Annotated in this window: 23 protein-coding genes; 16 read left to right on the top strand and 7 right to left on the bottom strand. The window is 72.5% G+C overall.

The features are described from left to right. Nucleotides 1-56 precede the first annotated feature (56 nt). Nucleotides 57-1,832 carry a DEDD exonuclease domain-containing protein gene (locus ACI799_RS09510; protein ID WP_456612952.1) on the top strand — a complete coding sequence of 592 codons (1,776 nt, stop codon included), beginning with the start codon at nucleotides 57-59 and terminating at the stop codon, nucleotides 1,830-1,832. Further along, on the top strand, nucleotides 1,829-2,116 hold the full coding sequence (locus ACI799_RS09505) for an Lrp/AsnC family transcriptional regulator (protein ID WP_456589540.1): 288 nt from the start codon (nucleotides 1,829-1,831) through the stop codon (nucleotides 2,114-2,116). The genes ACI799_RS09510 and ACI799_RS09505 overlap by 4 nt, the downstream gene beginning before the upstream one ends. 11 nt (nucleotides 2,117-2,127) lie before the next feature. Here the strand turns inward: ACI799_RS09505 and trpD are convergent, their stop codons facing one another. Beyond that, on the bottom strand, nucleotides 2,128-3,186 hold the full coding sequence (gene trpD, locus ACI799_RS09500) for an anthranilate phosphoribosyltransferase (protein WP_456612951.1): 1,059 nt from the start codon (nucleotides 3,184-3,186) through the stop codon (nucleotides 2,128-2,130). Then, entirely contained in the window at nucleotides 3,183-3,611 is a 429-nt protein-coding gene (locus ACI799_RS09495) for a hypothetical protein (protein WP_456589542.1), read from the bottom strand. The genes trpD and ACI799_RS09495 overlap by 4 nt, the downstream gene beginning before the upstream one ends. Before the next feature lie 132 nt (nucleotides 3,612-3,743). On the opposite strand from ACI799_RS09495, the gene ctaE reads away from it, so the two are divergent. Genes ctaE through qcrB form a run of 4 tightly spaced genes read left to right on the top strand, consistent with a single transcriptional unit; the run spans nucleotide 3,744 to nucleotide 8,008 of the window. Next, nucleotides 3,744-4,361 carry an aa3-type cytochrome oxidase subunit III gene (ctaE, locus tag ACI799_RS09490; RefSeq protein WP_456597193.1) on the top strand — a complete coding sequence of 206 codons (618 nt, stop codon included), beginning with the start codon at nucleotides 3,744-3,746 and terminating at the stop codon, nucleotides 4,359-4,361. Between the two features lie 7 nt (nucleotides 4,362-4,368). After that, nucleotides 4,369-5,214, top strand: coding sequence for a cytochrome bc1 complex diheme cytochrome c subunit (qcrC, locus tag ACI799_RS09485; RefSeq protein WP_456612950.1), 846 nt, complete (start codon nucleotides 4,369-4,371; stop codon nucleotides 5,212-5,214). Further along, nucleotides 5,211-6,323: a cytochrome bc1 complex Rieske iron-sulfur subunit gene (gene qcrA / locus ACI799_RS09480; RefSeq protein ID WP_456589545.1), complete on the top strand. Its 1,113-nt coding sequence runs from the start codon at nucleotides 5,211-5,213 to the stop codon at nucleotides 6,321-6,323. The genes qcrC and qcrA overlap by 4 nt, the downstream gene beginning before the upstream one ends. Then, nucleotides 6,323-8,008 carry a cytochrome bc1 complex cytochrome b subunit gene (gene qcrB, locus ACI799_RS09475; RefSeq protein ID WP_456612949.1) on the top strand — a complete coding sequence of 562 codons (1,686 nt, stop codon included), beginning with the start codon at nucleotides 6,323-6,325 and terminating at the stop codon, nucleotides 8,006-8,008. Before qcrA ends, qcrB begins: the two co-directional genes overlap by 1 nt. A gap of 702 nt (nucleotides 8,009-8,710) precedes the next feature. Here qcrB and ACI799_RS09470 read toward each other — a convergent pair. Both ACI799_RS09470 and ctaC read right to left on the bottom strand, forming a co-directional pair. Next, nucleotides 8,711-9,115, bottom strand: coding sequence for a cytochrome c oxidase subunit 4 (locus tag ACI799_RS09470; protein ID WP_456599750.1), 405 nt, complete (start codon nucleotides 9,113-9,115; stop codon nucleotides 8,711-8,713). A gap of 51 nt (nucleotides 9,116-9,166) precedes the next feature. Further along, complete coding sequence (gene ctaC, locus ACI799_RS09465) at nucleotides 9,167-10,066, bottom strand: aa3-type cytochrome oxidase subunit II (RefSeq protein ID WP_456599749.1); 900 nt, start codon at nucleotides 10,064-10,066, stop codon at nucleotides 9,167-9,169. Nucleotides 10,067-10,384: 318 nt separating this feature from the next. On the opposite strand from ctaC, the gene ACI799_RS09460 reads away from it, so the two are divergent. Genes ACI799_RS09460 through asnB form a run of 3 tightly spaced genes read left to right on the top strand, consistent with a single transcriptional unit; the run spans nucleotide 10,385 to nucleotide 13,068 of the window. Next, entirely contained in the window at nucleotides 10,385-10,750 is a 366-nt protein-coding gene (locus tag ACI799_RS09460) for a metalloprotease (RefSeq protein ID WP_456597188.1), read from the top strand. Further along, nucleotides 10,740-11,096, top strand: coding sequence for a DUF3817 domain-containing protein (locus ACI799_RS09455; RefSeq protein ID WP_456589550.1), 357 nt, complete (start codon nucleotides 10,740-10,742; stop codon nucleotides 11,094-11,096). Before ACI799_RS09460 ends, ACI799_RS09455 begins: the two co-directional genes overlap by 11 nt. Before the next feature lie 40 nt (nucleotides 11,097-11,136). After that, nucleotides 11,137-13,068, top strand: coding sequence for an asparagine synthase (glutamine-hydrolyzing) (gene asnB, locus ACI799_RS09450; RefSeq protein ID WP_456589551.1), 1,932 nt, complete (start codon nucleotides 11,137-11,139; stop codon nucleotides 13,066-13,068). A gap of 208 nt (nucleotides 13,069-13,276) precedes the next feature. Here asnB and ACI799_RS09445 read toward each other — a convergent pair whose 3' ends face one another. Then, the gene (locus tag ACI799_RS09445; protein WP_456589552.1) at nucleotides 13,277-13,624 is read right to left on the bottom strand and encodes a HesB/IscA family protein; all 348 of its coding nucleotides are present in this window, start codon (nucleotides 13,622-13,624) and stop codon (nucleotides 13,277-13,279) included. Nucleotides 13,625-13,776: 152 nt separating this feature from the next. Between ACI799_RS09445 and ACI799_RS09440 the strand changes: the two genes are divergently transcribed. Both ACI799_RS09440 and ACI799_RS09435 read left to right on the top strand, forming a co-directional pair. Next, entirely contained in the window at nucleotides 13,777-14,394 is a 618-nt protein-coding gene (locus ACI799_RS09440; RefSeq protein WP_456589553.1) for a DUF3043 domain-containing protein, read from the top strand. 98 nt (nucleotides 14,395-14,492) lie between these two features. Next, the gene (locus tag ACI799_RS09435) at nucleotides 14,493-15,476 is read left to right on the top strand and encodes an aldo/keto reductase family protein (RefSeq protein WP_456599746.1); all 984 of its coding nucleotides are present in this window, start codon (nucleotides 14,493-14,495) and stop codon (nucleotides 15,474-15,476) included. 39 nt (nucleotides 15,477-15,515) lie between these two features. Here ACI799_RS09435 and ACI799_RS09430 read toward each other — a convergent pair whose 3' ends face one another. After that, a complete protein-coding gene (locus ACI799_RS09430; RefSeq protein ID WP_456589555.1) occupies nucleotides 15,516-15,728 on the bottom strand; it encodes a hypothetical protein in 213 nt (70 codons plus the stop codon). Nucleotides 15,729-15,851: 123 nt separating this feature from the next. On the opposite strand from ACI799_RS09430, the gene ACI799_RS09425 reads away from it, so the two are divergent. The 4 genes from ACI799_RS09425 to ACI799_RS09410 all read left to right on the top strand — a co-directional run bounded on the left by ACI799_RS09425 (nucleotide 15,852) and on the right by ACI799_RS09410 (nucleotide 18,240). Then, on the top strand, nucleotides 15,852-16,298 hold the full coding sequence (locus tag ACI799_RS09425) for a phage holin family protein (RefSeq protein ID WP_456589556.1): 447 nt from the start codon (nucleotides 15,852-15,854) through the stop codon (nucleotides 16,296-16,298). Next, on the top strand, nucleotides 16,295-16,744 hold the full coding sequence (locus ACI799_RS09420) for a DUF3618 domain-containing protein (RefSeq protein ID WP_456589557.1): 450 nt from the start codon (nucleotides 16,295-16,297) through the stop codon (nucleotides 16,742-16,744). Before ACI799_RS09425 ends, ACI799_RS09420 begins: the two co-directional genes overlap by 4 nt. Next, the gene (locus tag ACI799_RS09415; RefSeq protein ID WP_456589558.1) at nucleotides 16,741-17,013 is read left to right on the top strand and encodes a DUF4235 domain-containing protein; all 273 of its coding nucleotides are present in this window, start codon (nucleotides 16,741-16,743) and stop codon (nucleotides 17,011-17,013) included. Before ACI799_RS09420 ends, ACI799_RS09415 begins: the two co-directional genes overlap by 4 nt. 87 nt (nucleotides 17,014-17,100) lie before the next feature. Then, entirely contained in the window at nucleotides 17,101-18,240 is a 1,140-nt protein-coding gene (locus tag ACI799_RS09410; RefSeq protein WP_456589559.1) for a YihY/virulence factor BrkB family protein, read from the top strand. 13 nt (nucleotides 18,241-18,253) lie between these two features. Here ACI799_RS09410 and gcvT read toward each other — a convergent pair whose 3' ends face one another. Further along, entirely contained in the window at nucleotides 18,254-19,372 is a 1,119-nt protein-coding gene (gcvT, locus tag ACI799_RS09405) for a glycine cleavage system aminomethyltransferase GcvT (protein ID WP_456612948.1), read from the bottom strand. A 252-nt stretch (nucleotides 19,373-19,624) separates the two neighbouring features. Here gcvT and ACI799_RS09400 point away from each other — a divergent pair, with 252 nt between their 5' ends. Then, nucleotides 19,625-21,136: a leucyl aminopeptidase gene (locus ACI799_RS09400; RefSeq protein ID WP_456612947.1), complete on the top strand. Its 1,512-nt coding sequence runs from the start codon at nucleotides 19,625-19,627 to the stop codon at nucleotides 21,134-21,136. Nucleotides 21,137-21,248 lie beyond the last annotated feature (112 nt).

Raw genomic sequence — 21,248 nt, 5'->3', positions numbered from 1 at the left:
GCCGGCCCCGGCGCGCGTCCCCCGGAGTGTCAGCCCCCCGACCTAGCGTCCGCCCCGTGGCCCCCTCCCCCGCACCGCTGCGCTACCAGCAGGTCTCCATCGAGGAGGTCGGGACACCGCTGGCGCAGGTCACGTTCGTCGTCGTGGACCTGGAGACCACCGGCGGGTCCCCGAAGGACAGCGCCATCACCGAGATCGGGGCCGTGCGCGTCCGCGGCGGGCAGGTGCTCGGCGAGTTCCAGACCCTCGTCGACCCAGGCCACGAGATCCCGCCCTACATCAGCGTGCTGACCGGGATCACCTCGACGATGGTCGCCACGGCCCCGCGGATCGGGGCCGTGCTCCCCACCTTCCTCGAGTTCGCCCGCGGCGCCGTCCTGGTCGCCCACAACGCCCCGTTCGACCTCGGGTTCCTCAAGGCGGCGTGCGCCGAGAACGGCCTGGTGTGGCCCACGGCGGCGTCCGTCGACACCGCCGTCCTCGCCCGGCGGCTGCTCAGCCGGGACGAGGTGCCCAACTGCAAGCTGGCCACCCTGGCCCCGTACTTCTCCGCCACCACCTCGCCCACGCACCGGGCCCTGGACGACGCGCGGGCCACGGTGGACGTGCTGCACGGCCTCTTCGAGCGGCTCGGCCCCCTGGGCGTCACCACCCTCGAGGAGCTGACCGGGCTGACCCGGCAGGTCGATCCGGAGCGTCGGCGGAAGCGGCACCTGGCCGACGCCGTCCCCAGCGGCCCCGGCGTCTACCTGTTCCGCGGCCCCGGGGACGAGCCGCTCTACGTGGGCACCTCCAGCGACCTCCGCAGCCGGGTCCGCAGCTACTTCACCTCGGGCGAGCAGCGCAGCCGCATCACCGAGATGGTCGGCCTCGCCCAGCGGGTGGAGCCGATCCCGTGCGCGCACGCGCTCGAGGCCGCGGTCCGCGAACTGCGGCTCATCGCCCGCCACAAGCCGCGGTACAACAGGCGGTCCCGCTTCCCCGAGCGCGCGCTGTGGGTCCGGCTCACCGACGAGCCCTTCCCGCGGCTGTCGGTGGTCCGCCGGGTCCGCCCCGAAGCCGGCGTGTTCCTCGGGCCGTTCCCCGACCGCCGCGCCGCGGACGCCGCCGTGGCTGCCGTCCACGAGGTGCTGCCGCTGCGGCAGTGCACCGCCCGCCTCTCCCCCCGCACGCCGGTCAACGCCTGCGCGCTGGCCGACATGGGGCGTTGCGGCGCCCCCTGCACCGGCGCCCAGTCGGTTCCCGAGTACGCCGGCGTGGCGGCGGTCTTCGCCGCCGCGGTGGGCCACGACCCCCGTCCCCTGCTCGCCCCGCTGCTGGACCGGGTGGAGCGGCTCGCCGCCGAGGAGCGCTACGAGGACGCCGCCGTGCTGCGCGACCGGGTCGCCGTGCTGGTCCGGGCCCTCCGCCGTCGGCAACGGCTCGAGTCGCTGGCTGCCGTGCCCGAGCTCGTGCTGGCCCGTCCCGACGGCCAGGGCGGGTGGGAGCTGTCCGTCGTCCGGCTGGGGCGCCTCGCCGCGGCCGGGAACGCGCTGCGTGGCACCACCGTGCGGAGCGTGCTGCCGGGCCTGCTCGCGACCGCGGAGACCGTTCCCGGTGCGGACGACCCGACGTCGGTCGACGAGACCGAGCTCGTCCTCCGCTGGCTGGAGAAGCCCGGCACCCGGTTGGTGCAACTGACCGGCACCCTCGCCTCCCCCGCACCCGGCACCGGCGCCTACAGCGGGTTCCTGGCGCGGGTGGAGTCCGGGCGTGACGCGCAGGACCCCTTCGCCGACGGGCGGTCGCTGGGCACCCGCGCCCGGCCGGAGCGGATAGCATCCCCCGCGTGATCACCGCCATCGTGATGATCGACGCCGCCACCGACTCGATCGCCGAGGTCGCCCAGGCCGTCGCCGAGCTCGACGGGGTCAGCGAGGTCTACTCCGTCGCCGGCGATGCCGATCTGATCGCCATCGTCCGCGTCCGCGAGTTCGAGCAGGTCGCGGAGGTCATCGCCGGCCGGATCAACAAGGTCGCGGGAGTCCTCGACACCGACACCCACATCGCCTTCCGCGCCTACTCGCGCCACGACCTCGAGGCAGCCTTCTCCATCGGCTTCGACACCGAAGCCTGAGCGGCCGGCGCTCAGCGGCCGGGCGGGGCGACCTCCCGGCTGACGGCGATCCAGCGGTTCAGCAGCGCCGCCGCCCGACCGTCGTCGATCGCTGCGGCGGCCCGCTCCATCCCCGCGGCCAGGGCGTCGTGCAAACGCGCGGGCCGTTCGTCGAACGCCACCAGCGCCGCGGCGGCATTGAGCAGCACGGCGTCGCGCACCGCTCCGCGGTCGCCGTCCACGAGCCGCCGGAACACCTCGGCGTTGTCCCGGGCATCCCCGCCGCGCAGCGCGTCCGGGGCGGGCGCCTCGATGCCCAGCGCAGCCGGGTCCACCCGCTCGGCCGACACGGCGCCGTCCCGGACCGTCCACACCGCCGACGTCGCCGCGGTGGTCAGCTCGTCGAGTCCGTCGTCGCCCCGGAACACCAGCGCCCGCGTCCCCCGGGCGGCGAGCACCTCGGCGAGGACGGGCGCCATGCGCGCGTTGGCGCAACCGATCGCAGCCGCCACCGGGCGCGCCGGGTTGGTCAGCGGCCCGAGGAAGTTGAAGACGGTGCCGATGCCCATCTCCCGCCTCGGGGCGGCGGCGTGCCGCATGCCGGGGTGGAAGACCGGTGCGAAGAAGAACCCGATGCCGGCCTCGCGCACGCACGTGGCCACGGCGTCGGCGGGCAGGTCGATGACCACCCCGAGCGCCTCCAGCACGTCGGCGGCGCCCGAAGAGGACGACGCCGCCCGGTTGCCGTGCTTGGCCACCGGCGCGCCGGCGGCGGCCGTCACGACCGCGGCCATCGTGGAGATGTTCACCGTGTGCGCGCCGTCGCCACCGGTGCCGACGATGTCGACGCAGTCCATCGGCAGCTGCACCGGCGTCGCCTGCGCCAGCATCTCGGCGGCCAGTCCCGCGACCTCCTGCGGCGCCTCGCCCTTGGCCCGGAGCGCCACGGTGAAGCCGGCCACCTGGGCCGGCGTCGCCTCGCCGGTCATGACCTCGCGCATCGCCCAACGGGTGTCCTCGGCGGTGAGGTCCTGGCCGGCGAGCAGGCGGTTCAGCAGCCCCGGCCACGTGGGGGCGGACGAGGACGTCACCGGCGGGCCACGGACCGTCCCGCGCGAGCGCGCAGGAGGTCGGCCACCACCCCGGGCGCCACCAGCGGGTCGACCGGCAGGGCCAGCGTCGCCTCGGCGCGCGACCAGTGCGCCAGCCAGCGGTCGGGCTGCCGGGCGACGAGCAGGCAGACGGCCGGGCGGTCGGCGACCTCCATCTCCAGCTGCCGGGCGAGGGCCATGCCCCCGGCGGGCTGGGCCTCGCCGTCGAGGATGCACAGGTCGATCCCTCCGGCGTCGACCGCGGCGACCACCTCGTCGCCGGTCACGCACTCCAGCCAGGTCAGCGGACCCACGTCAGCGGCGGGCCGCCGGCCGACCGCTGCGCGGACCGCGTCGCGCACCTCCGGACGGTGGCTGTAGACGAGCACGGTGGCCGGGGCGGCGGGCTTCTCGGCAGCACTCACGCCGCCGAGCCTAGTGCCCGGAGACGTCTGCGCAGGCCCGGCCGGTGAGTCGGTATCGAGCTGGTCACATTGGCGCCACGCCGTCACCACCCGCAGTCGTGACGGGGTCCTGCCGATGCCATGATGACCCTCGTGACAACGGCCCCCGTCGCGAGCAGCACCTTCGACACCTCGCGGGTGCACTCCCTGACCCGACCGAACATGGTCAGCGTCGGCACGATCATCTGGCTCGCCAGCGAGCTGATGTTCTTCGCCGGCCTGTTCGCCATGTACTTCACCGCCCGAGCACGGGCCGGCGCCGAGAGCGGCTGGCCGCCCGAGCCCACGGAGCTCAACGTCCCGTACGCGCTCGTGATCACGCTGATCCTGGTCAGCTCGTCGGTCACCTGCCAGTTCGGTGTGTTCGCGGCCGAGGAGGGCAACGTCTACGGGCTGCGCCGGTGGTTCACGATCACCTTCGCCCTGGGGCTCGTCTTCGTGCTCGGGCAGGCGTACGAGTACTACGAGCTGGTGCACCACGGCACGACGATCTCGTCGTCCACCTACGGCTCGGTCTTCTACCTCACGACCGGCTTCCACGGCCTGCACGTCATCGGCGGACTGATCGCCTTCGTGTTCGTCCTCATCCGGTCCACCATGGGCCGTTTCACGCCCGCCCAGGCGACCTCCGCCATCGTGGTCTCGTACTACTGGCACTTCGTCGACGTGGTGTGGATCGCCTTGTTCGCCACGATCTACTTCATCCGATAGGGAACCGGTGTCCACCACGAACCCTCACCCCGACGCCCCGCTCGCCGACGCCGCGAGCCCGGACCAGCGGGCCCGCGCGCGACGGAGGTCCAAGCACCGCCGTCGTCTCGCCAACGTCGCCGGCCTGATGGCCTCGCTGATCCTCACCGGGGCGCTGTACTCGGTGTTCGCGCCGGCGCAGGCCGCTCCGGCCGGCACGCAGACCGAGTCGGCGGCCGAGGCGGCCGGGCGCGAGCTGTACGAGCGCAGCTGCATCTCCTGCCACGGCTCGAACCTCGAGGGCGTGCCCAACCGCGGCCCGTCGCTGATCGGCGTCGGTGAGGCCTCGGTCTACTTCCAGGTGCACACCGGGCGCATGCCGCTGGTGCGCCAGGAGGCCCAGGCGCCGGACAAGCCCGTGGTGTTCTCCGACGAGGAGATCGACCAGCTGATGGCCTACGTGCAGGCCAACGGCGGCGGGCCGACGCTGCCCTCCGGTGACCTGCGCAACGGGGACCTCGCCCTGGGCGGTGAGCTGTTCCGGCTCAACTGCGCGTCCTGCCACAACTTCGTCGGTGAGGGCGGTGCCCTCTCCTCGGGGAAGTACGCCCCGAGCCTGCACGACGCGACCGACCTGGAGATCTACACGGCGATGCTGACCGGCCCGGAGAACATGCCGGTGTTCGGGGACAACCAGCTGTCGCCGGAGGAGAAGCGCTCGATCATCGCCTACGTCCAGACCATCACGAACATGACCGACCCGGGCGGCGCGGGCGTCGGCCGGCTGGGGCCGGCCGCCGAGGGCGTGGTCATCTGGGTCGTCGGCGTCAGTGCCCTGATGTTGGGCATCTTCTGGATGGGGAGCAAGGCGTGAGCACGCGCGACACCCGCCCCGGCTCGGCCGGCGGCGCGGACACCGAAGGGCCGCTGCACGGCGGCCCGGACGACGACTACACCCCCGAGCAGCTCGCGGCGATGAGCCGTGAGGAGCTCGACCTGCTCGGCGCGCGGTACGACGGCGTGGAGATCCTCCACGTCGACCCGGGCCCGGAACCGGGGTCCGCCATGGAGCGGCGGGCGGTGCGCCAGGTCGGCTGGACGTTCGCCCTCGCCGGGGTCTTCGCCTTCCTGTTCCTCGTGGTGTACGTCGGCTCCGGCTGGTTCCTCCCCGAGTGGTCCTGGGCCGAGGAGGGGAGCACCTGGAGTGCCCTGTTCACCCCGCTCCTGGGCCTGTGCATGGGGCTGTCCCTGACGCTGGTGGGCGTGGGCCTGGTCCTCTACACCAAGAAGCTGCTCCCCCACGAGACCGCCGTCCAGGACAAGCACGACGGCTCGCACTTCGATCGGGTCACGACCGGCGCCACGCTGGTCGGCGGGTACCACAACAGCGGGCTTCCCCGGCGCAAGCTGATCACCCGGTCGCTCGGCTTCATGGGCGCCGGCGTCGGCGTCATGCTGCTGGCGCCGCTCGGCGGGCTGATCAACAACCCGAGCACCGGGAACGTGCTCGGGCGCACCGCGTGGGCCGAGGGCGTCCGCCTGGTCCGTTACGACGGCAGTCCGGTCCGGCCCGGCGACCAGGAACCCGGCTCGCTGGAGACGGTCTTCCCGGCCGTCCCCGGCGGCAACCGGCAGACCGATGCGCCCACCATGCTCATCCGGCTGCGCCCCGAGCAGATCCAGTCGCTGCGCCCGCGCGAGGGGCACGCCGACTACGGCTACGGCGACTACGTCGCCTACTCCAAGATCTGCACGCACGCCGGCTGCCCGGTGTCGCTCTACGAGCAGGAGACCAGCCGCATCCTGTGCCCCTGCCACCAGTCGATGTTCGACGTGACGCAGGGCGCCAAGCCGGTCTTCGGCCCGGCCACCCGCTCACTGCCGCAACTGCCCATCACCGTGGACGACGAAGGATTCTTCGTCGCCCGCAGTGACTACCCTGAGGCCGTCGGCCCCACGTACTGGAACCGGGAGCGCATCTGATGGCAGCTCGCACCGCCACGGCGCCGGGGGCCCCGACCACGCGGGTCGGCAAGGCCGCGCTCGAGTTCGACGACCGCATGATCGTCGCCGGACCCGTCCGGCGGACCCTCAACAAGGTCTTCCCCGACCACTGGTCCTTCCTCCTCGGCGAGATCGCGCTCTACTGCTTCATCATCCTGCTGCTGTCGGGCACGTACCTGACCTTCTTCTTCCAGGCCTCGATGACCGAGGTCACCTACGACGGGTCCTACGACCCGCTGCGTGGGCTCGACATGTCGATCGCCTACGCGTCCGCCCTCGACCTGTCCTTCGACGTCCGCGGCGGCCTGTTCATGCGCCAGCTGCACCACTGGGCCGCACTGCTGTTCGTGGCGGCGATCGTGGTGCACCTGCTGCGCATCTTCTTCACCGGCGCCTTCCGCCGCCCGCGGGAGAGCAACTGGCTCATCGGCGTCGTGATCCTGATCCTGGCGCTGCTCGAGGGCTTCTCGGGCTACTCCCTGCCCGACGACCTGCTCTCCGGCACCGGTCTGCGGATCATGTCGGCGATCATCCTGGCCATCCCGGTCGTGGGCACCTGGGTGCACTGGGCGGTCTTCGGCGGGGACTACATCGGTGAGCTGATCATCGGCCGGCTCTACATCGCGCACGTCCTGCTGATCCCGGCGATCCTGCTGGCGCTCATCGCCGTGCACCTGCTGGTCCTCGTCAAGCAGAAGCACACGCAGTTCCCCGGTCCGGGGCGAACCGAGCACAACGTCGTGGGCAACCGACTCTTCCCCACCTTCGCGGGCAAGGCGACCGGCCTGCTGTTCGTGGTGTTCGGGGTCTGCGCGGCCCTCGGTGGCCTGGCCCAGATCAACCCGATCTGGCTGTGGGGCCCGTACAACCCGGCGCAGGTCTCGGCCGCGTCGCAGCCCGACTGGTACATCATGTGGCTGGACGGCTCCAGCCGACTGTTCCCCGCATGGGACCTGAACCTGCCGGGTGACTACACGATCCCGGCGCTGTTCTGGCCGACGGCGGTTCTGCCCGGCATCATCTTCATGCTGCTGCTCTTCTACCCGATGATCGAGCGCAAGCTGACGGGTGACACCGCATCGCACCACCTGCTCCAGCGGCCCCGCGACGTGCCCGTGCGGACGTCGCTGGGCATGATGTCGATCACGTTCTACGTGATCCTTCTGCTCTCGGGCGGGAACGACGTCATCGCCGACAAGTTCAACATCAGCCTCAACGCGATGACGTGGGCGGGCCGGATCGGCCTGGTCCTCCTGCCGCCGATCGTCTACGTGATCACCTACCGCATCTGCCTGGGTCTGCAGCAGCACGACCGCGAGGTGCTCGAGCACGGCATCGAGACCGGTGTCATCCGGCGACTGCCGCACGGCGAGTTCATCGAGGTGCACCAGCCGATCGGCCCGGTGGATGACCACGGCCACGGGCAGCTCGCCTACGGCGGTGCTCCGGTACCGAAGAAGATGAACCAGGTCGGTGCGGCACGGCGCGCGGTCCGCGGTTTCTTCTCCCCCGTGGAGGAACCGACGACGGTCGAGATCGAGCAGCGCGGCGAGGGCCGCGGGCTCTCGGCCAGCGAGTCGGACCGGGAGCTGACGACCTCGGGACGCCCGTCCGAGGGTGGGCGCCCGTCCGACGGCGGCCGCCCGCAGGACCCGCGCGACTGATCAGCGTCTGACAGTAGGGCCCCGGTGGAATCTCCACCGGGGCCCTTCTGCATCTGCTGACCGGGAGGGGCGCGACCTGGCAGCCGACTGCCGACCCGCAGCCGGCGCGGGGACGACCACCCGAGGTCACCCGCGCCCTGCGTGGCCATCGGGCTCCCACCACTCCCCCGCAGCCCGTCACCGACCAACCGGGCGCTCCGGGGTACTCCGCTGCCGGGCGGGTGCAGCGGACCGGGCCAGGCCCCGCCACGCCCTGTCGACGCGTCGGCGTCCGGCGGCGCCTCGGCCGATCACCGCCCGGCTGGCAGGCGGCCGGGCGCACCGCTAGCGGCAGCCAGGCCCCAGCACGCCCACGGCCGCCAGCTGGCACGGCCCCGGCCGAGAGGGTGCGGGCCGACGAGCCGGATCGGGGGGGCTGCGACGCGTCCGCCGCTCCGAGGGGCCACCGCACGGAGGTGCTGGGACCTCGCGGACACACCACACCCGCTGCCCCCCCCGGCTCGGCAACCCTCGACGGCCCCGGTACCCGGCGGCCGGGGCGCAGGTGATCCCCGGGCAGGCGTCCGTGGCGGCCGCTCCAGCCGTCCAGCTGGCCGAACGGCACTGGGGAACCACTGTGCGCCGTCCGCACCGCACCCCTGGACGACTAAGGCCCCCTCCACCCGCTGCGGGTGGAGGGGGCCTTGGTGGTGGGGAGAGGTCTCAGCTCTGCTGCGCGTTCTGACCCACGTAGTACTCGAACAACAGGCCGCCGACGGCGAGCAGCAGCGCGATGGTGGCCAGCAGGATCAGCCAGATGTACCAGAACGCGATGCCCAGACCCATCAGGCCGGCGCACAGCGCCAGCGTGAAGGGCCAGTAGCTGGCGGGGCTGAAGAAGCCCAGCTCACCGGCGCCGTCGGCGATCTCGGCGTCCTTGCGGTCCTCGGGACGGGCGTCGATCCGGCGGGAGACGAACCAGAAGAAGCCACCGATGAGCAGCGTGAGCCCACCCGAGAGCGCGAGCGCCGTGGTGCCGATGGGCTCACGCGCCCAGAAGCCGTAGACGACCGCGGTGACGAAGCAGAACACCGCGAGCAGATTGAAGATCAGTGCCTCGACCTTCACGGCCGCGCCTCCTCGTACGTGTGTGGGGTCCGGTTACCGGATGCGAGGACCTCAGCCACCGGTCTGCAGCTGTTCCTCGGTCTTGTCCAGCACCAGGTCCAGCGGAGTCGTGGTGCCGGCCACGCCGGACTGGCCGATCTCCTCGAGCGCCTCGTAGGTGCCCAGGCCGGACTCGCGGGCGGCCAGGTAGGCGTCGTAGTCGTCGCCGGAGACCGCGCGGACCTCGAAGTTCATGTAGGCGTGGTAGGTGCCGCACAGCTCGGCGCAGCGGCCGACGTAGGCGCCCTCCTCGCGGACGGTCACCTCGAAGACGTTGTCCCGGCCGTTCTCGTTGCCCGGGATCACGTCGAGCTTGAAGAGGAACTCCGGCACCCAGAAGGAGTGGATGACGTCGGCGGAGGCCAGCTCGAACCGGACGGTGCGGTCGGTCGGCACGACGAGGATGGGGATCTCCGTGCTCGTGCCCACCGTGTCGACCGGCTCGCCGTCGGGGCCCGCCGTCTCGGGGTAGACGAACTGCCAGTTCCACTTGAAGGCGTTGACGGCGATGACCTCGTCGGGGTCCTCGCTGCGCTCCATCACCCGGTTCTGCGTGGTGATGGTGAAGAAGAAGAGGCCGGCGATGACGAGGAAGGGGAAGATCGTGTAGACGATCTCCAGCGGCAGGTTGTACGCCGTCTGGCGCGGCAGCTCGTCGCTGTTCTTGCGGTAGCGGATCACCGTGTAGGCGATGAGCGCCCACACGATCAGCCCGATGATCAGGGCGACCCAGGTGGACCCGATCCACAGCTCCCGCATCGCCTCGGCTTCGTCGGTGACGCCCTCCGGCCAGCCCCACCGGATGAAGTTGCGTTCCCACCATGCGCTGTCGCCGAGCTCGCATCCGGTGAGGGTCAGCACCCCCAGGAGACCGAGCGCGGCCAGCCGCGCGAGCCTGCTGCCTCGAGCCACTGCTCGCTGCCTCCTCGTCCTCCGCCCGACGTCCGGGCGGTCTCTCCAGCGGGTCCCTCCACCGGTCCTCGGCAGAGTGCAACCACGCCGGACTCAGTGTGGGCCGAGACTAGCCGACCCGCCTCAGCGGCCGACCACCGGAGACGGTCCGGCGGGTCGCGGGCCCGCTCCCCGCGGGGCGCGCGGCACCCCCGGCCGCCACAGCGGCCCGTCCGCGGCTTCACCCCCCCGGCCGCCGCCCATCAGCCGCCCTCGCCCGGCGGGACGCGCCGGTGCGGGCGGACCGGCCGCGCCTGGGTGGCGGTTAGAGTCGGTGCCGTGTTCTCCCGGCTGCTGACCCCGAAATGGGTGCTCCTGCACCTGCTCGTGGTCGCCCTGTTCGTCGCCACCTTCTTCCTCGGCTACTGGCAGCTCTCCAAGGCCGAGGCCGGCGGCGGCGCCGTCAACTGGAGCTACGCCCTCCAGTGGCCGCTGTACGGCTTCATGGGGCTGTGGTTCTACGTGCGGATGGTGCGTATCGAGCTCCACCGCGATCCGGACGACGACCAGCCGGGCAACGCGGTCGTGCTCTACCAGCGCCCGCGCATCGACACCAGCGGTGACCCCGAGCTCGCCGCCTACAACGCCTACCTCGCCGAGCTCAACGAGCGGGCCCTCGGACAACGGAGCAGCAATGGCCGCTGAACGGACCGCCACGCCGACCGGGCGGGGGGACGACCGCAGCATCGGAGCGGCGCTGCAGCGCTACCGGGCCATGGCCTGGGTGGTGGGCGTGCTGCTCATCCTGCTGATCTTCGTGGCGGTGCCGCTCAACCACCTCGCCGGCATCCCGGAGCCGTCGGCGGTGCTCGGCACTGCGCACGGTTTCCTGTACGGGCTCTTCTTCCTGGCCACCGTCGACTTGGCGATCCGTGCCCGCTGGACGTTCAAGGGCACCGTGCTCACGCTGGTCGCCGGCACCGTGCCGGTGCTGTCGTTCTTCGCCGAGCGGAAGGCGACCGCGAAGACCCGCGCCGGCGAGCGCGTCTGACCTGGCCACCCCTCCCCCGACCCCCGGAGTCCCGCGCCCCATGTGTGGCCTGCTCGCCTACTTCTCCACCGACGCCCCCCGCGTGACCGACGACGTCGTCGCCGACGTCCGTGGCGCCCTGCACTGTCTGCGCCACCGCGGCCCGGACGAGAACGAGGTCTGGCACGACGACCGCGTCGTCTACGGGTTCAACCGCCTGTCGTTCATCGACATCGAGCACAGCCACCAGCCGATGCCCTACGCCGACGGCCGGTACCGCATCGTCTTCAACGGCGAGATCTACAACTACCTCGAGCTGCGCGAGGAGCTGGCCGCGGCGGGCGCCACCTTCGCCACGGAGGGCGACACCGAGGCGATCGTGGCCGGGTTCCACCTCTGGGGACAGGACGTCGTCACCCGGCTGCGCGGGATGTTCTCGTTCGTGATCTGGGACAGCCAGACCCGCACCGTGTTCGGCGCGCGCGACCCCTTCGGCATCAAGCCGTTGTTCACCACCCGCCTCGCCGACGGGGCCATCGCCTTCTCCTCCGAGAAGAAGGCGCTGCTGGAGCTCCTCGGCGGCAGCGTCGCCGCCGGGGGTGTGGACGGTGCGTCCCTGCAGCACTACCTGACGCTGCAGTACGTCCCGGAGCCCGCGACCCTGCACCGGGGGATCCGGCGGATCGAGAGCGGCACCAGTTTCACCGTCGCCGACGGCGAGCTCACCACGCAGCGGTACTTCCACCCGGACTTCCCGCTCCGGCCGGTGGCGAAGGACGAGCAGCAGGCGCTGTACGACCGGATCGCCGAGGTCCTCGACGACTCCGTCCGCGTGCACATGCGGGCCGACGTCACCGTCGGCTCGTTCCTCTCCGGTGGCATCGACTCCACCGCGATCGCGGCGCTGGCCAAGCGCTACAACCCCGACCTCAGGACGTTCACCGTCGGCTTCGAGCGCGAGGGCTTCTCCGAGATCGACGTCGCCGCCGAGTCCGCGGCCGCGATCGGGGTGGAGCACATCACCACGGTCGTCACGGCGCAGGAGTTCGCCGAGTCGATCCCCCTGGTGGTCTGGTACCTCGACGACCCGGTCGCCGACCCGGCGCTCGTGCCGCTGTACTTCGTCGCCCGCGAGGCGCGCAAGCACGTCAAGGTGGTGCTCTCGGGCGAGGGGGCGGACGAGCTGTTCGGCGGCTACAACATCTACCGGGAGCCGCTGTCCCTGGCCGCCTTCGACCGGCTGCCGCGAGGTCTCCGCCGTGCCCTCGGCACGCTGTCGACGAAGCTGCCCGACGGGATGCGGGGCAAGGACCTGCTGCGGCGCGGCTCGATCCCGCTGGAGCAGCGCTACTACGGCAACGCGCGGATCTTCCGGGACGAGGAGCTGACCTTCCTCGAGAAGCGCGACCCGGACCTCTCGCACGTCGCGGTCACCCGGGAGCTGTACGAGCGCACCCGCGCCGCCGGCTACGACGACGTCACCGCGATGCAGTACGTCGACCTCTTCACCTGGCTGCGCGGCGACATCCTGGTCAAGGCCGACAAGATGACCATGGCCAACTCGCTGGAGCTGCGCGTCCCGTTCCTCGACCCCGAGGTCTTCCGGGTGGCCTCGACCATCCCGGTGGACCAGCGGGTCACCAAGGAGACGACGAAGTACGCCCTGCGGCGTGCGCTGGAGCAGATCGTGCCGCCGCACGTGCTGAACCGCCGCAAGCTCGGCTTCCCGGTCCCCACCCGCCACTGGCTGGCCGAGGACCTGCACGACTGGGCCCGGCAGATCATCGAGGACAGCCAGACCGACGAGTGGCTGGACAAGCAGCAGGTCCTGGCCATGCTCACCGCCCACCGGCAGAACCAGCGCGCCGGCTCACCGGTCGACCACTCCCGCAAGCTGTGGACCCTGCTGGTCTTCATGGTCTGGCACGGCATCTTCGTCGAGGAGCGGATCACGCCCGAGATCCCGGAGACGGTCTACCCCGTCCGGCTCTGACACCGCGATCCTCGCCGATCGCACCGCGGCCACGTGCCGTCCCCCGATCACGTGGAGCCGTTTCGTCACGCCCGCGCGGACACTCCGGGCCTCCCCTCGTCATGACCGGTCCCCGCGAACACCACGAGGCCCGGTTCCCCAGAAGGGGAACCGGGCCTCGTACGGCCCCTCTGCCCCGCCGCGAGCGGCGGGGCAGAGGGGTCCTTCGTCAGTTGAAGGAGTCGCCGCACGCGCAGGAGCCCTGCGCGTTGGGGTTGTCGATGGTGAAGCCCTGCTTCTCGATGGTGTCGACGAAGTCGATGACCGCGCCGCCGAGGTAGGGACCGCTCATCCGGTCGACGATGACCTCGACGCCGTCGAAGTCGTAGGTCTGGTCACCGTCGAGGAACCGCTCGTCGAAGAAGAGCTGGTACCGCAGGCCGGAGCAGCCACCGGGCTGGACGGCGATGCGCAGCCGGAGGTCGTCGCGGCCCTCCTGGTCCAGCAGTGCCTTGACCTTGGCTGCCGCCGCGTCGCTGAGCACGACGCCGGTGGCCGTGGTGTCCTGCACCGTCATATTTCCGTCCTCTCCCTCCGGGGTGTCCGCGTAGGCGCGTCCTGCCGCGGACGAACGCCGTCGGAACGGCTCCGCTTCCCGTGCGCACCCACTGTACGGCTCCGAGCGCGACGTCCGGGGCTCCGTTGCTCACACACGTAGACTTCCGGGCCGTGAAGCTCCGCCTGCCCGGCCGCCGTGACCATGCCGAGACGACCACCGCCGCGCCCGGCGACGACGGCGAGCTGACCGGGCAGCTGGTGAAGGCCGGCGGCAAGGGCCGGCCGACGCCGAAGCGCAACGAGGCGCAGGGCCGGCGGCAGGGCCCTCCCCCGCCGCCGCCCACCACCCGCAAGGAGGCCTACAAGCGCATGCGCGAGCAGCAGGCGCTGCGCCGCGCAGAGGCCCGCCAGGGCATCGCCCGCGGTGAGACGGAGTACCTGCCCGCCCGCGACCGCGGCCCGGAGCGCAAGCTGGTGCGCGACCTCGTCGACAGCCGCCGCAACATCGGCAGCTTCTTCCTGGCCATCGCCGCGCTGGCCCTCATCGGCACCTTCGTGCCCAGCATGGCGGTGAAGAGCTACACGAGCTTCCTGCTGCTCGGTTTCTTCCTGCTGCTGATCATGGACTCGGTGGTGCTCGGGCGGAAGATCAAGCGCACCGTCCGCGAGCGGTTCCCCGACGGGGACCACAAGATGAAGGGCCTGGTCTGGTACGGCATCAGCCGGTCGACCATGATCCGCCGGTGGCGCTTCCCCAAGCCCGAGGTCCCGCTGGGCGCCGAGGTCTGAAAGAGGACCCCCTCCTCCCCACCCCTCGCACGCTCGGGGTGGGCCCCTGGAGGGGGCCATCGGGCGGTGGTCGGGCGCGGCGCCTAACGTCGCGGTCCGTGGAATTCAGACGCCTCGGCCGCTCCGGCCTGACCATCTCCGAGATCGCGTACGGCAACTGGCTGACCCACGGCGGGCAGGTGGAGGAGGACGCCGCGCACGCCTGCGTCCGGGCCGCCCTGGACGCCGGGATCACGACGTTCGACACCGCCGACGTCTACGCCGGCACCCGCGCCGAGACCGTCCTCGGGACGGCGCTCGCCGGCCACCGCCGGGAGTCGATCGAGCTCTTCACCAAGGTCTACTGGCCCACCGGTCCCGGCCGCAACGACCGCGGGCTGGGTCGCAAGCACGTCATCGAGAGCTGCCACGCCTCGCTGCGGCGGCTGCAGACCGACTACGTCGACCTGTACCAGGCCCACCGCTACGACCCGACGGTGCCGCTCGAGGAGACGATGACCGCCTTCGCCGACCTGGTCCGGTCGGGCAAGGCCCTCTACATCGGCGTCTCCGAGTGGAACGCCGAGCAGATCGCGTCCGGCGCAGCGCTGGCCCGCGAACTCGGCATCCAGCTGATCAGCAACCAGCCGCAGTACTCGATGCTCTGGCGGGTCATCGAGGCCGAGGTGGTGCCGACGTCGGAGAAGGAAGGGCTCTCCCAGATCGTCTGGTCGCCGCTGGCGCAGGGCATCCTCACCGGCAAGTACCGGCCGGGCGAGCAGCCGCCGGCCGACAGCCGGGCCGGTCACGCCGAGGCCGGGCGGTCGATGCAGGGGTTCATGACCGACGACATCCTCGGCCGGGTGCAGCAGCTGCGGCCGATCGCCGAGGACCTCGGGCTGTCGATGGCCCAGCTGGCGCTGGCCTGGGTGCTGCAGAACGGCAACGTCGCCGCCGCCATCATCGGCGCGACGCGCCCGGAGCAGGTGCACGACAACGTCAAGGCCGCCGGCGTCCGCCTGGATGACGAGGTCATGGCCAGGATCGACGAGGTCCTCGGGGACGTCGTGGAACGGGACCCCGCCAAGACCGCCCGCGGCTGAGGAGGCCGCACCACCTGACCCTCCACCTCACGTGGAGGGTCAGGTGGCGGCGAGCCCCATCGGTCCGTAGACCTTCTCGTCGCCGTCGAAGAGGGTCACCGTGGCCACCCCGCGGTCGAGCAGCTCCCGCCAGTTCTCCCCCAGCCACGACTCCGCGTCGCCCTGGTTGTCGGCCGCCGGCACCTCCACCCCCACCGCCGCGGGGTCGAGAGGTGATCCAGCGGGGTCCTCGAGACGCCAGTGCCAGCTCATGCAGGCAGGTTAGTGGCGAGGGCCACGCCGGGCGCATCGTTCCCCGGCTGTGATCACGGCGCCGGTTACGGGCCCGCCGCCGGGGGCATGGACCTGCATCGACCCCGCCCACCCGGAGGACCGATGAGCACACCCCGCCCCGACCCCACGGCCGGCGCGACCCGCGCGGCCGTGGACGCCGAGCCCCAGAACGCATCCACCGGTGAGTTGATCGGCCGGCTGACCGAGCAGATCAGCCGCCTGGTCCGGGACGAGGCCCGCCTCGCCCAGGTGGAGATGACCCAGAAGGCGAAGAGACTGGGCGTCGGCGCCGGCCTCTTCGGGGCCGCCGGCCTCGTCGCCTTCTTCGGGCTGGCCGCCCTCATCACGACCGCCATCCTCGCCCTGGCGCTGATCATGCCCGCCTGGCTGGCCGCGCTGATCGTCACCCTGGTCCTCTTCGCCATCGCGGGCGTCCTCGCCCTCGTGGGCAAGAAGGACGTCCAGAAGGGATCCCCGCCGGTGCCCACGGAAGCCATCTCCAGCGTCCAGGCCGACATCACGACCGTGAAGGAGAGTGCACGCCGGTGAGCACGCCCAGCGGGTCGCGACCCGACGACGCACAGTCCAGCAACGGGCCGACGCAGCCCGACGAGATCCGGGCCGACATCGAGGCGACCCGCGAGCAGCTCGGCCGCACGGTCGACGAGCTCAGCCAGCGCCTCGACGTGCCCGCCCGCGCCAAGGAGGGCGCCGCCCGGGCCAAGGACACCGCCGTCGAGACCTACCGCGAGAGCCCCCCGGCGTTCGCCGGCGCCGGCGCGGCGCTGGCCGGTCTGGTGGGTCTAGTGCTGTGGCGTCGGCGGCGCGCGCGGCGACGGGCCAGCACCGAGGAGCTCCTGGTCGGTGCGCGCGTGGGCCGCAGGCGCGAGGCCAAGCGGGCGCGCCGGGAACTGGCCGCCCGGCGTGCCGCCGCGCGGAAGGCTGCCAAGCGGGCCGAGAAGCAGGCCCGTCGGGATGCGAGGAGGAAGCGTTGAGCAAGGGAGCCAAGCTCGCCTACCGGCCGATCGGCCTGGCGGCGGGTATCGCGGCCGGTGCCGTGTCGGGTGCGGTCTTCAAGCAGGTGTGGAAGCGCATCAGCGGCGAGGACGACGCACCGGACGCGCTGCAGGGCGAGTACCCGATGTGGGAGATCGTCGTCTCGGCCGCGCTCCAGGGCGCGATCTTCGCGGCCACCAAGGCGACCATCGACCGCCTGGGGGCGCAGGGCTTCACCAAGCTCACCGGGGCGTGGCCGGGCGACTGACCCGGCGCGGTGGCCGGGCACCGCACCCGGCCACCGCCGACCCCACCACCCCGCGGCCGGTCGCCGGCCCAGCACCAGGGAGAGCTCATGACCGGCACCCGGCCACGGGAGAGCGCCGTCGACCGGATCCGCCAGCGGGTCGAGGAGAAGGCGGCCCGACGCGCAGCAGCGGCGAGATCCGCAGCCGGCGGCACGCAGTCCGGAGACCCCGATCGGCTCCCGCCGGACGCGCCCGCGCCCGAGCAGCTGCCGGGCATCCGGGCCGCGAACCCGCTGCAGATCCCGGCCGGCGGCTGGAAGCAGGTGCTCAAGCGCGCCTGGGCGGAGAACAACGCCGACAACATGCCGATCATCGCCGGCGGGGTGGCGTTCTTCGGCTTCCTGTCGATCTTCCCGGCGCTCCTGGCGCTGATCTCCATCTACGGCCTGGTCGTCTCCCGCGAGCAGGCCGCCGCCCAGGTCCAGGAGTTGACCACCGGGCTCCCCGAGGACGCCCGTGCGCTCATCGAGGCCCAGGTCGCCAACATCACCGACGCCGGTGGCGCGCTCACCTGGGGCCTCGTCCTGTCGATCCTCGCCGCGCTCTGGACCGCCTCCGGCGGCGTGAACAACCTGGTCAAGGCGGTGAACATCGCCTACGACGAGGTCGAGACCCGCAACTTCCTGAAGCTCCGCGCGCTCTCGCTGGCCCTGACCCTCGGTGCGATCGTCTTCGTCGTCCTGACCATCGGCCTGGTCGCCGTCGTCCCGTTCGTGCTGGACGCGCTGCCGCTGGGCGGGGTCGCGAGCGTGCTCGCCCAGATCGCCCGTTGGGTCCTGCTGCTGCTCGTCGTCAGCGGATCGCTGGCCGTCCTCTACCGGGTCGCCCCCGACCGGGACGCGCCGCGGCTGCGGTGGGTGAGCCTCGGCTCGGTCGTCGTCACCCTGGTGTGGGCGGTGGTGAGCCTGGGCTTCAGCTTCTACGTCAACAACTTCGGCTCCTACAACGAGACCTACGGCGCGATCGCCGGCGTCATCGTCCTGATGCTGTGGCTGTACCTGACCTGCTACCTGGTCCTCCTCGGCGCGGAGATCAACTCCGAGGCCGAGCACCAGACCGGGATGGACACCACCGACGGCGAGCCGCTGCCGATGGGTGAGCGGGACGCCGTGAAGGCCGACACCCTGCCGGCCAAGGCGGAGCCGGAGAAGGGCGACAGCGACCCCACCCGCAAGAACGCGCCCTAGCGAGCGGTCCCGCTCAGCGCACGTGCGAGGGCACGAAGGGCGGGCGCACGACCTCGACGGCTTCCCGACGACCCCGGACGTCGACGGCGAGCCGGTCGCCCTCGACCACACCGGCGGCGGTGTCCAGCAGCGCCAGCCCGATGCCCGTCCGCAGCGTCGGCGAGAAGGTCCCGCTGGTCACCTCGCCCACGCGGGCGTCGTCGGCGCCGAGCACCGCCATGCCCGGGCGCGGGATCCCGCGCCCGGTCGCCTTCAGGCCCCAGAGCAGCCGGGCCGGGCCCGCCTCCTTCTCGGCCAGCAGGGCCGCGCGCCCCCAGAATGCCGGCTTGCGCCAGCCGACGGCCCAGCCGGCGCGGGCCTGGACGGGGCTGATCTCGCGGGAGAGCTCGTGCCCGTGCAGCGGGTATCCCATCTCGGTCCGCAGCGTGTCCCGCGCACCGAGCCCGCACGGCCGGATGCCGAGGTCCTGCCCCGCCTCCAGCAGGGCGTCCCACATCTCCCCCGCCCGGTCGGCGCCGACGAGGAGCTCGTAGCCGTGCTCGCCGGTGTAGCCGGTGCGGCACACGGTCACCTCGGCGCCGGCCCCCCCGGTGCCCGTCACGAACGACATGTAGCCGATCTCGCCCGGGACGCCGAGCAGCTCCAGCACCTGCAGCGACCGCGGGCCCTGCACGGCCAGGACGGCGACCTCGGTGTGCCGGTCCGCCACCGCGACGCCCGCCGGAGCGATGTCGGCGAGCCGGCCGAGCACCTCGGCGGCGTTCGCCGCGTTGGGCACCAGCAGGACGTCGTCCGGCCCGTGCAGGTAGACGATCAGGTCGTCCACCACTCCCCCGGCGCCGGCCTCGCCGTCGGGCACGCAGCACATCGTGTACTGCGCCTGGCCAGGCCCGATGCGGGACAGGTCGTTGGTCAGGCAGGAGTCGACGAACGCGGCGGCGCCCGGCCCGCGGACCGTGCCGGTGCCCAGGTGGGAGACGTCGAACACCCCCACGCCCTCCCGGACGGCGGCGTGCTCGGCGAGAACACCCCCGCCGGCGTACTCGATCGGCATCGACCAGCCGCTGAAGTCGGCGAGCTTGGCTCCGGCGGCGACGTGCCGGTCGTGGAGGGGCGAGGTCAGCGGGGTCACGGGAGGGACGCTAGCGCGGCCCCGCATGGTGACGTGCTGGAACGGCCCCGTCCCAGGAACCCGGCACGAGCCGGCGACGTGCTGGAACGGCCCCGTCGCAGGAACCCGGCGCGAGCCCGGCGACGTGCTGGAACGGCCCCGTCGCAGGAACCCGGCGCGAGCCCGGCGACGTGCTGGAACGGCCCCGTCGCAGGAACCCGGCGCGGGCGGAGCGAGTGCTGGGGGGCGACGGGGTCCTTCTAGGATCGATGGGTGCCGCCGACGATCTCCGCCACCGACCACCCGCTCGAGAAGCTGACCGGCGACGCCGTCGTCGTCGCCGTCGGCAAGGGGCCCGACGGGCCGCTCCCGACACCCGGCGCGGAGGCGCTCGACCGCCTGCTCGGCGGCCGCCTGCTCCCCGCGCTGACCGACCTGGGCGCCCGCGGCGCCGAGGACGAGGTGACCCGCCTGCCCTCGTTCGGCCAGGGGCCCTTCCCGGTCGTCGCCGTCGTGGGCCTGGGCGCACCCGAGCCGTCCGGCGGCTACCGCGCCGAGGCCGTGCGCCGGGCCGCCGGTGCGGCCAGCCGCGCACTGCGCGGCCGGCGCTCGGTGGTGAGCCTCCTGGCCGCCGTGGGCGGGACGCCCGACGCCGAGCGGCTGCACGCCGTCGGCGAGGGGTCCCTGCTGGGTGCGTACGAGTTCACCGCCTACAAGTCGCAGCTGCCCGCCGACCGCCCGGCCCCGCCGAGCGAAATCACCATAGTCGTGCCCGGCGCCGGTGCCGCCGAGGCGGCCCTGCGCCGCGTCCGCGCCGTCGCCGACGCCGTCGCCCTCGTGCGCGACCTGGTGAACACCCCGCCGAACGACCTGTACCCGGCCGAGCTGGCCGCCCGCGGTGCCGCCGCCGGCGAGAAGCTCGGGCTCACGGCGGAGATCCTCGACGAGGACGCACTGGCGGCCGGCGGGTACGGCGGCATCCTCGCCGTCGGGGGCGGGTCCACCCGCAAGCCGCGCCTGCTGCGCCTGACCTACGCCGGCGCGGGCGCGCGCAAGAAGGTCGCGCTGGTGGGCAAGGGCATCACCTTCGACAGCGGCGGCATCTCGATCAAGCCCGCCGCGAAGATGGAGGACATGAAGAGCGACATGGCCGGCGCCGCGGCCGTGATCGCCACCGTGTGCCTCGTGGCACAGCTGGGGCTGCCGGTCGAGGTCGTCGCGACCGTGCCGATGGCGGAGAACCTGCCCAGCGGCACGGCCTACCGCCCGGCCGACGTGATCACCTTCCGCAACGGCAAGAAGGCCGAGATCACCAACACCGACGCCGAGGGGCGGGTCGTGCTGGCCGACGCGATCGCCCGCGCGGCCGAGGACTCCCCCGACGTCCTGCTGGAGACTTCCACCCTCACCGGCGCGCAGATGGTCGCCCTCGGCGCCCGCACCTCGGGCGTGATGGGCAGCGACGACCTGCGCGACGCGGTCATCGCCGCGGCGGACCGCAGCGGCGAGTCGATGTGGCCGATGCCGCTGCCGCCGGAGCTCCGGAAGGGGATCGACTCGACGGTCGCGGACTTCGTCAACGCCAACACCGACCGGATGGGCGGGATGCTCGTCGGCGGCCACTTCCTCGCCGAGTTCGTGCCGGCCGGGCTGCCGTGGGCGCACATCGACATCGCCGGCCCGAGCTACAACACCTCGGCGCCCTGGGGTTACACGCCGAAGGGCGGAACCGGCGTCCCGGTCCGCACCCTGCTCGCCACCATCGAGGCCCTCATCGCCGACTGACCTCTGATGATCAGGTGACCTGATCAAACGGGGTGCGGGGGGGGGGGGGGGGGGGGGGGGGGGGGGGCCCCCCCGGCGGCGGGGGGGCCGGGGGGGGGGGGTGTTTGTCTTT

This window comes from Blastococcus sp. SYSU DS0753 (assembly GCF_054051175.1).
Note: the sequence above shows the minus strand (reverse complement) of the source record. Positions and strands in the feature narration are given on the sequence as shown.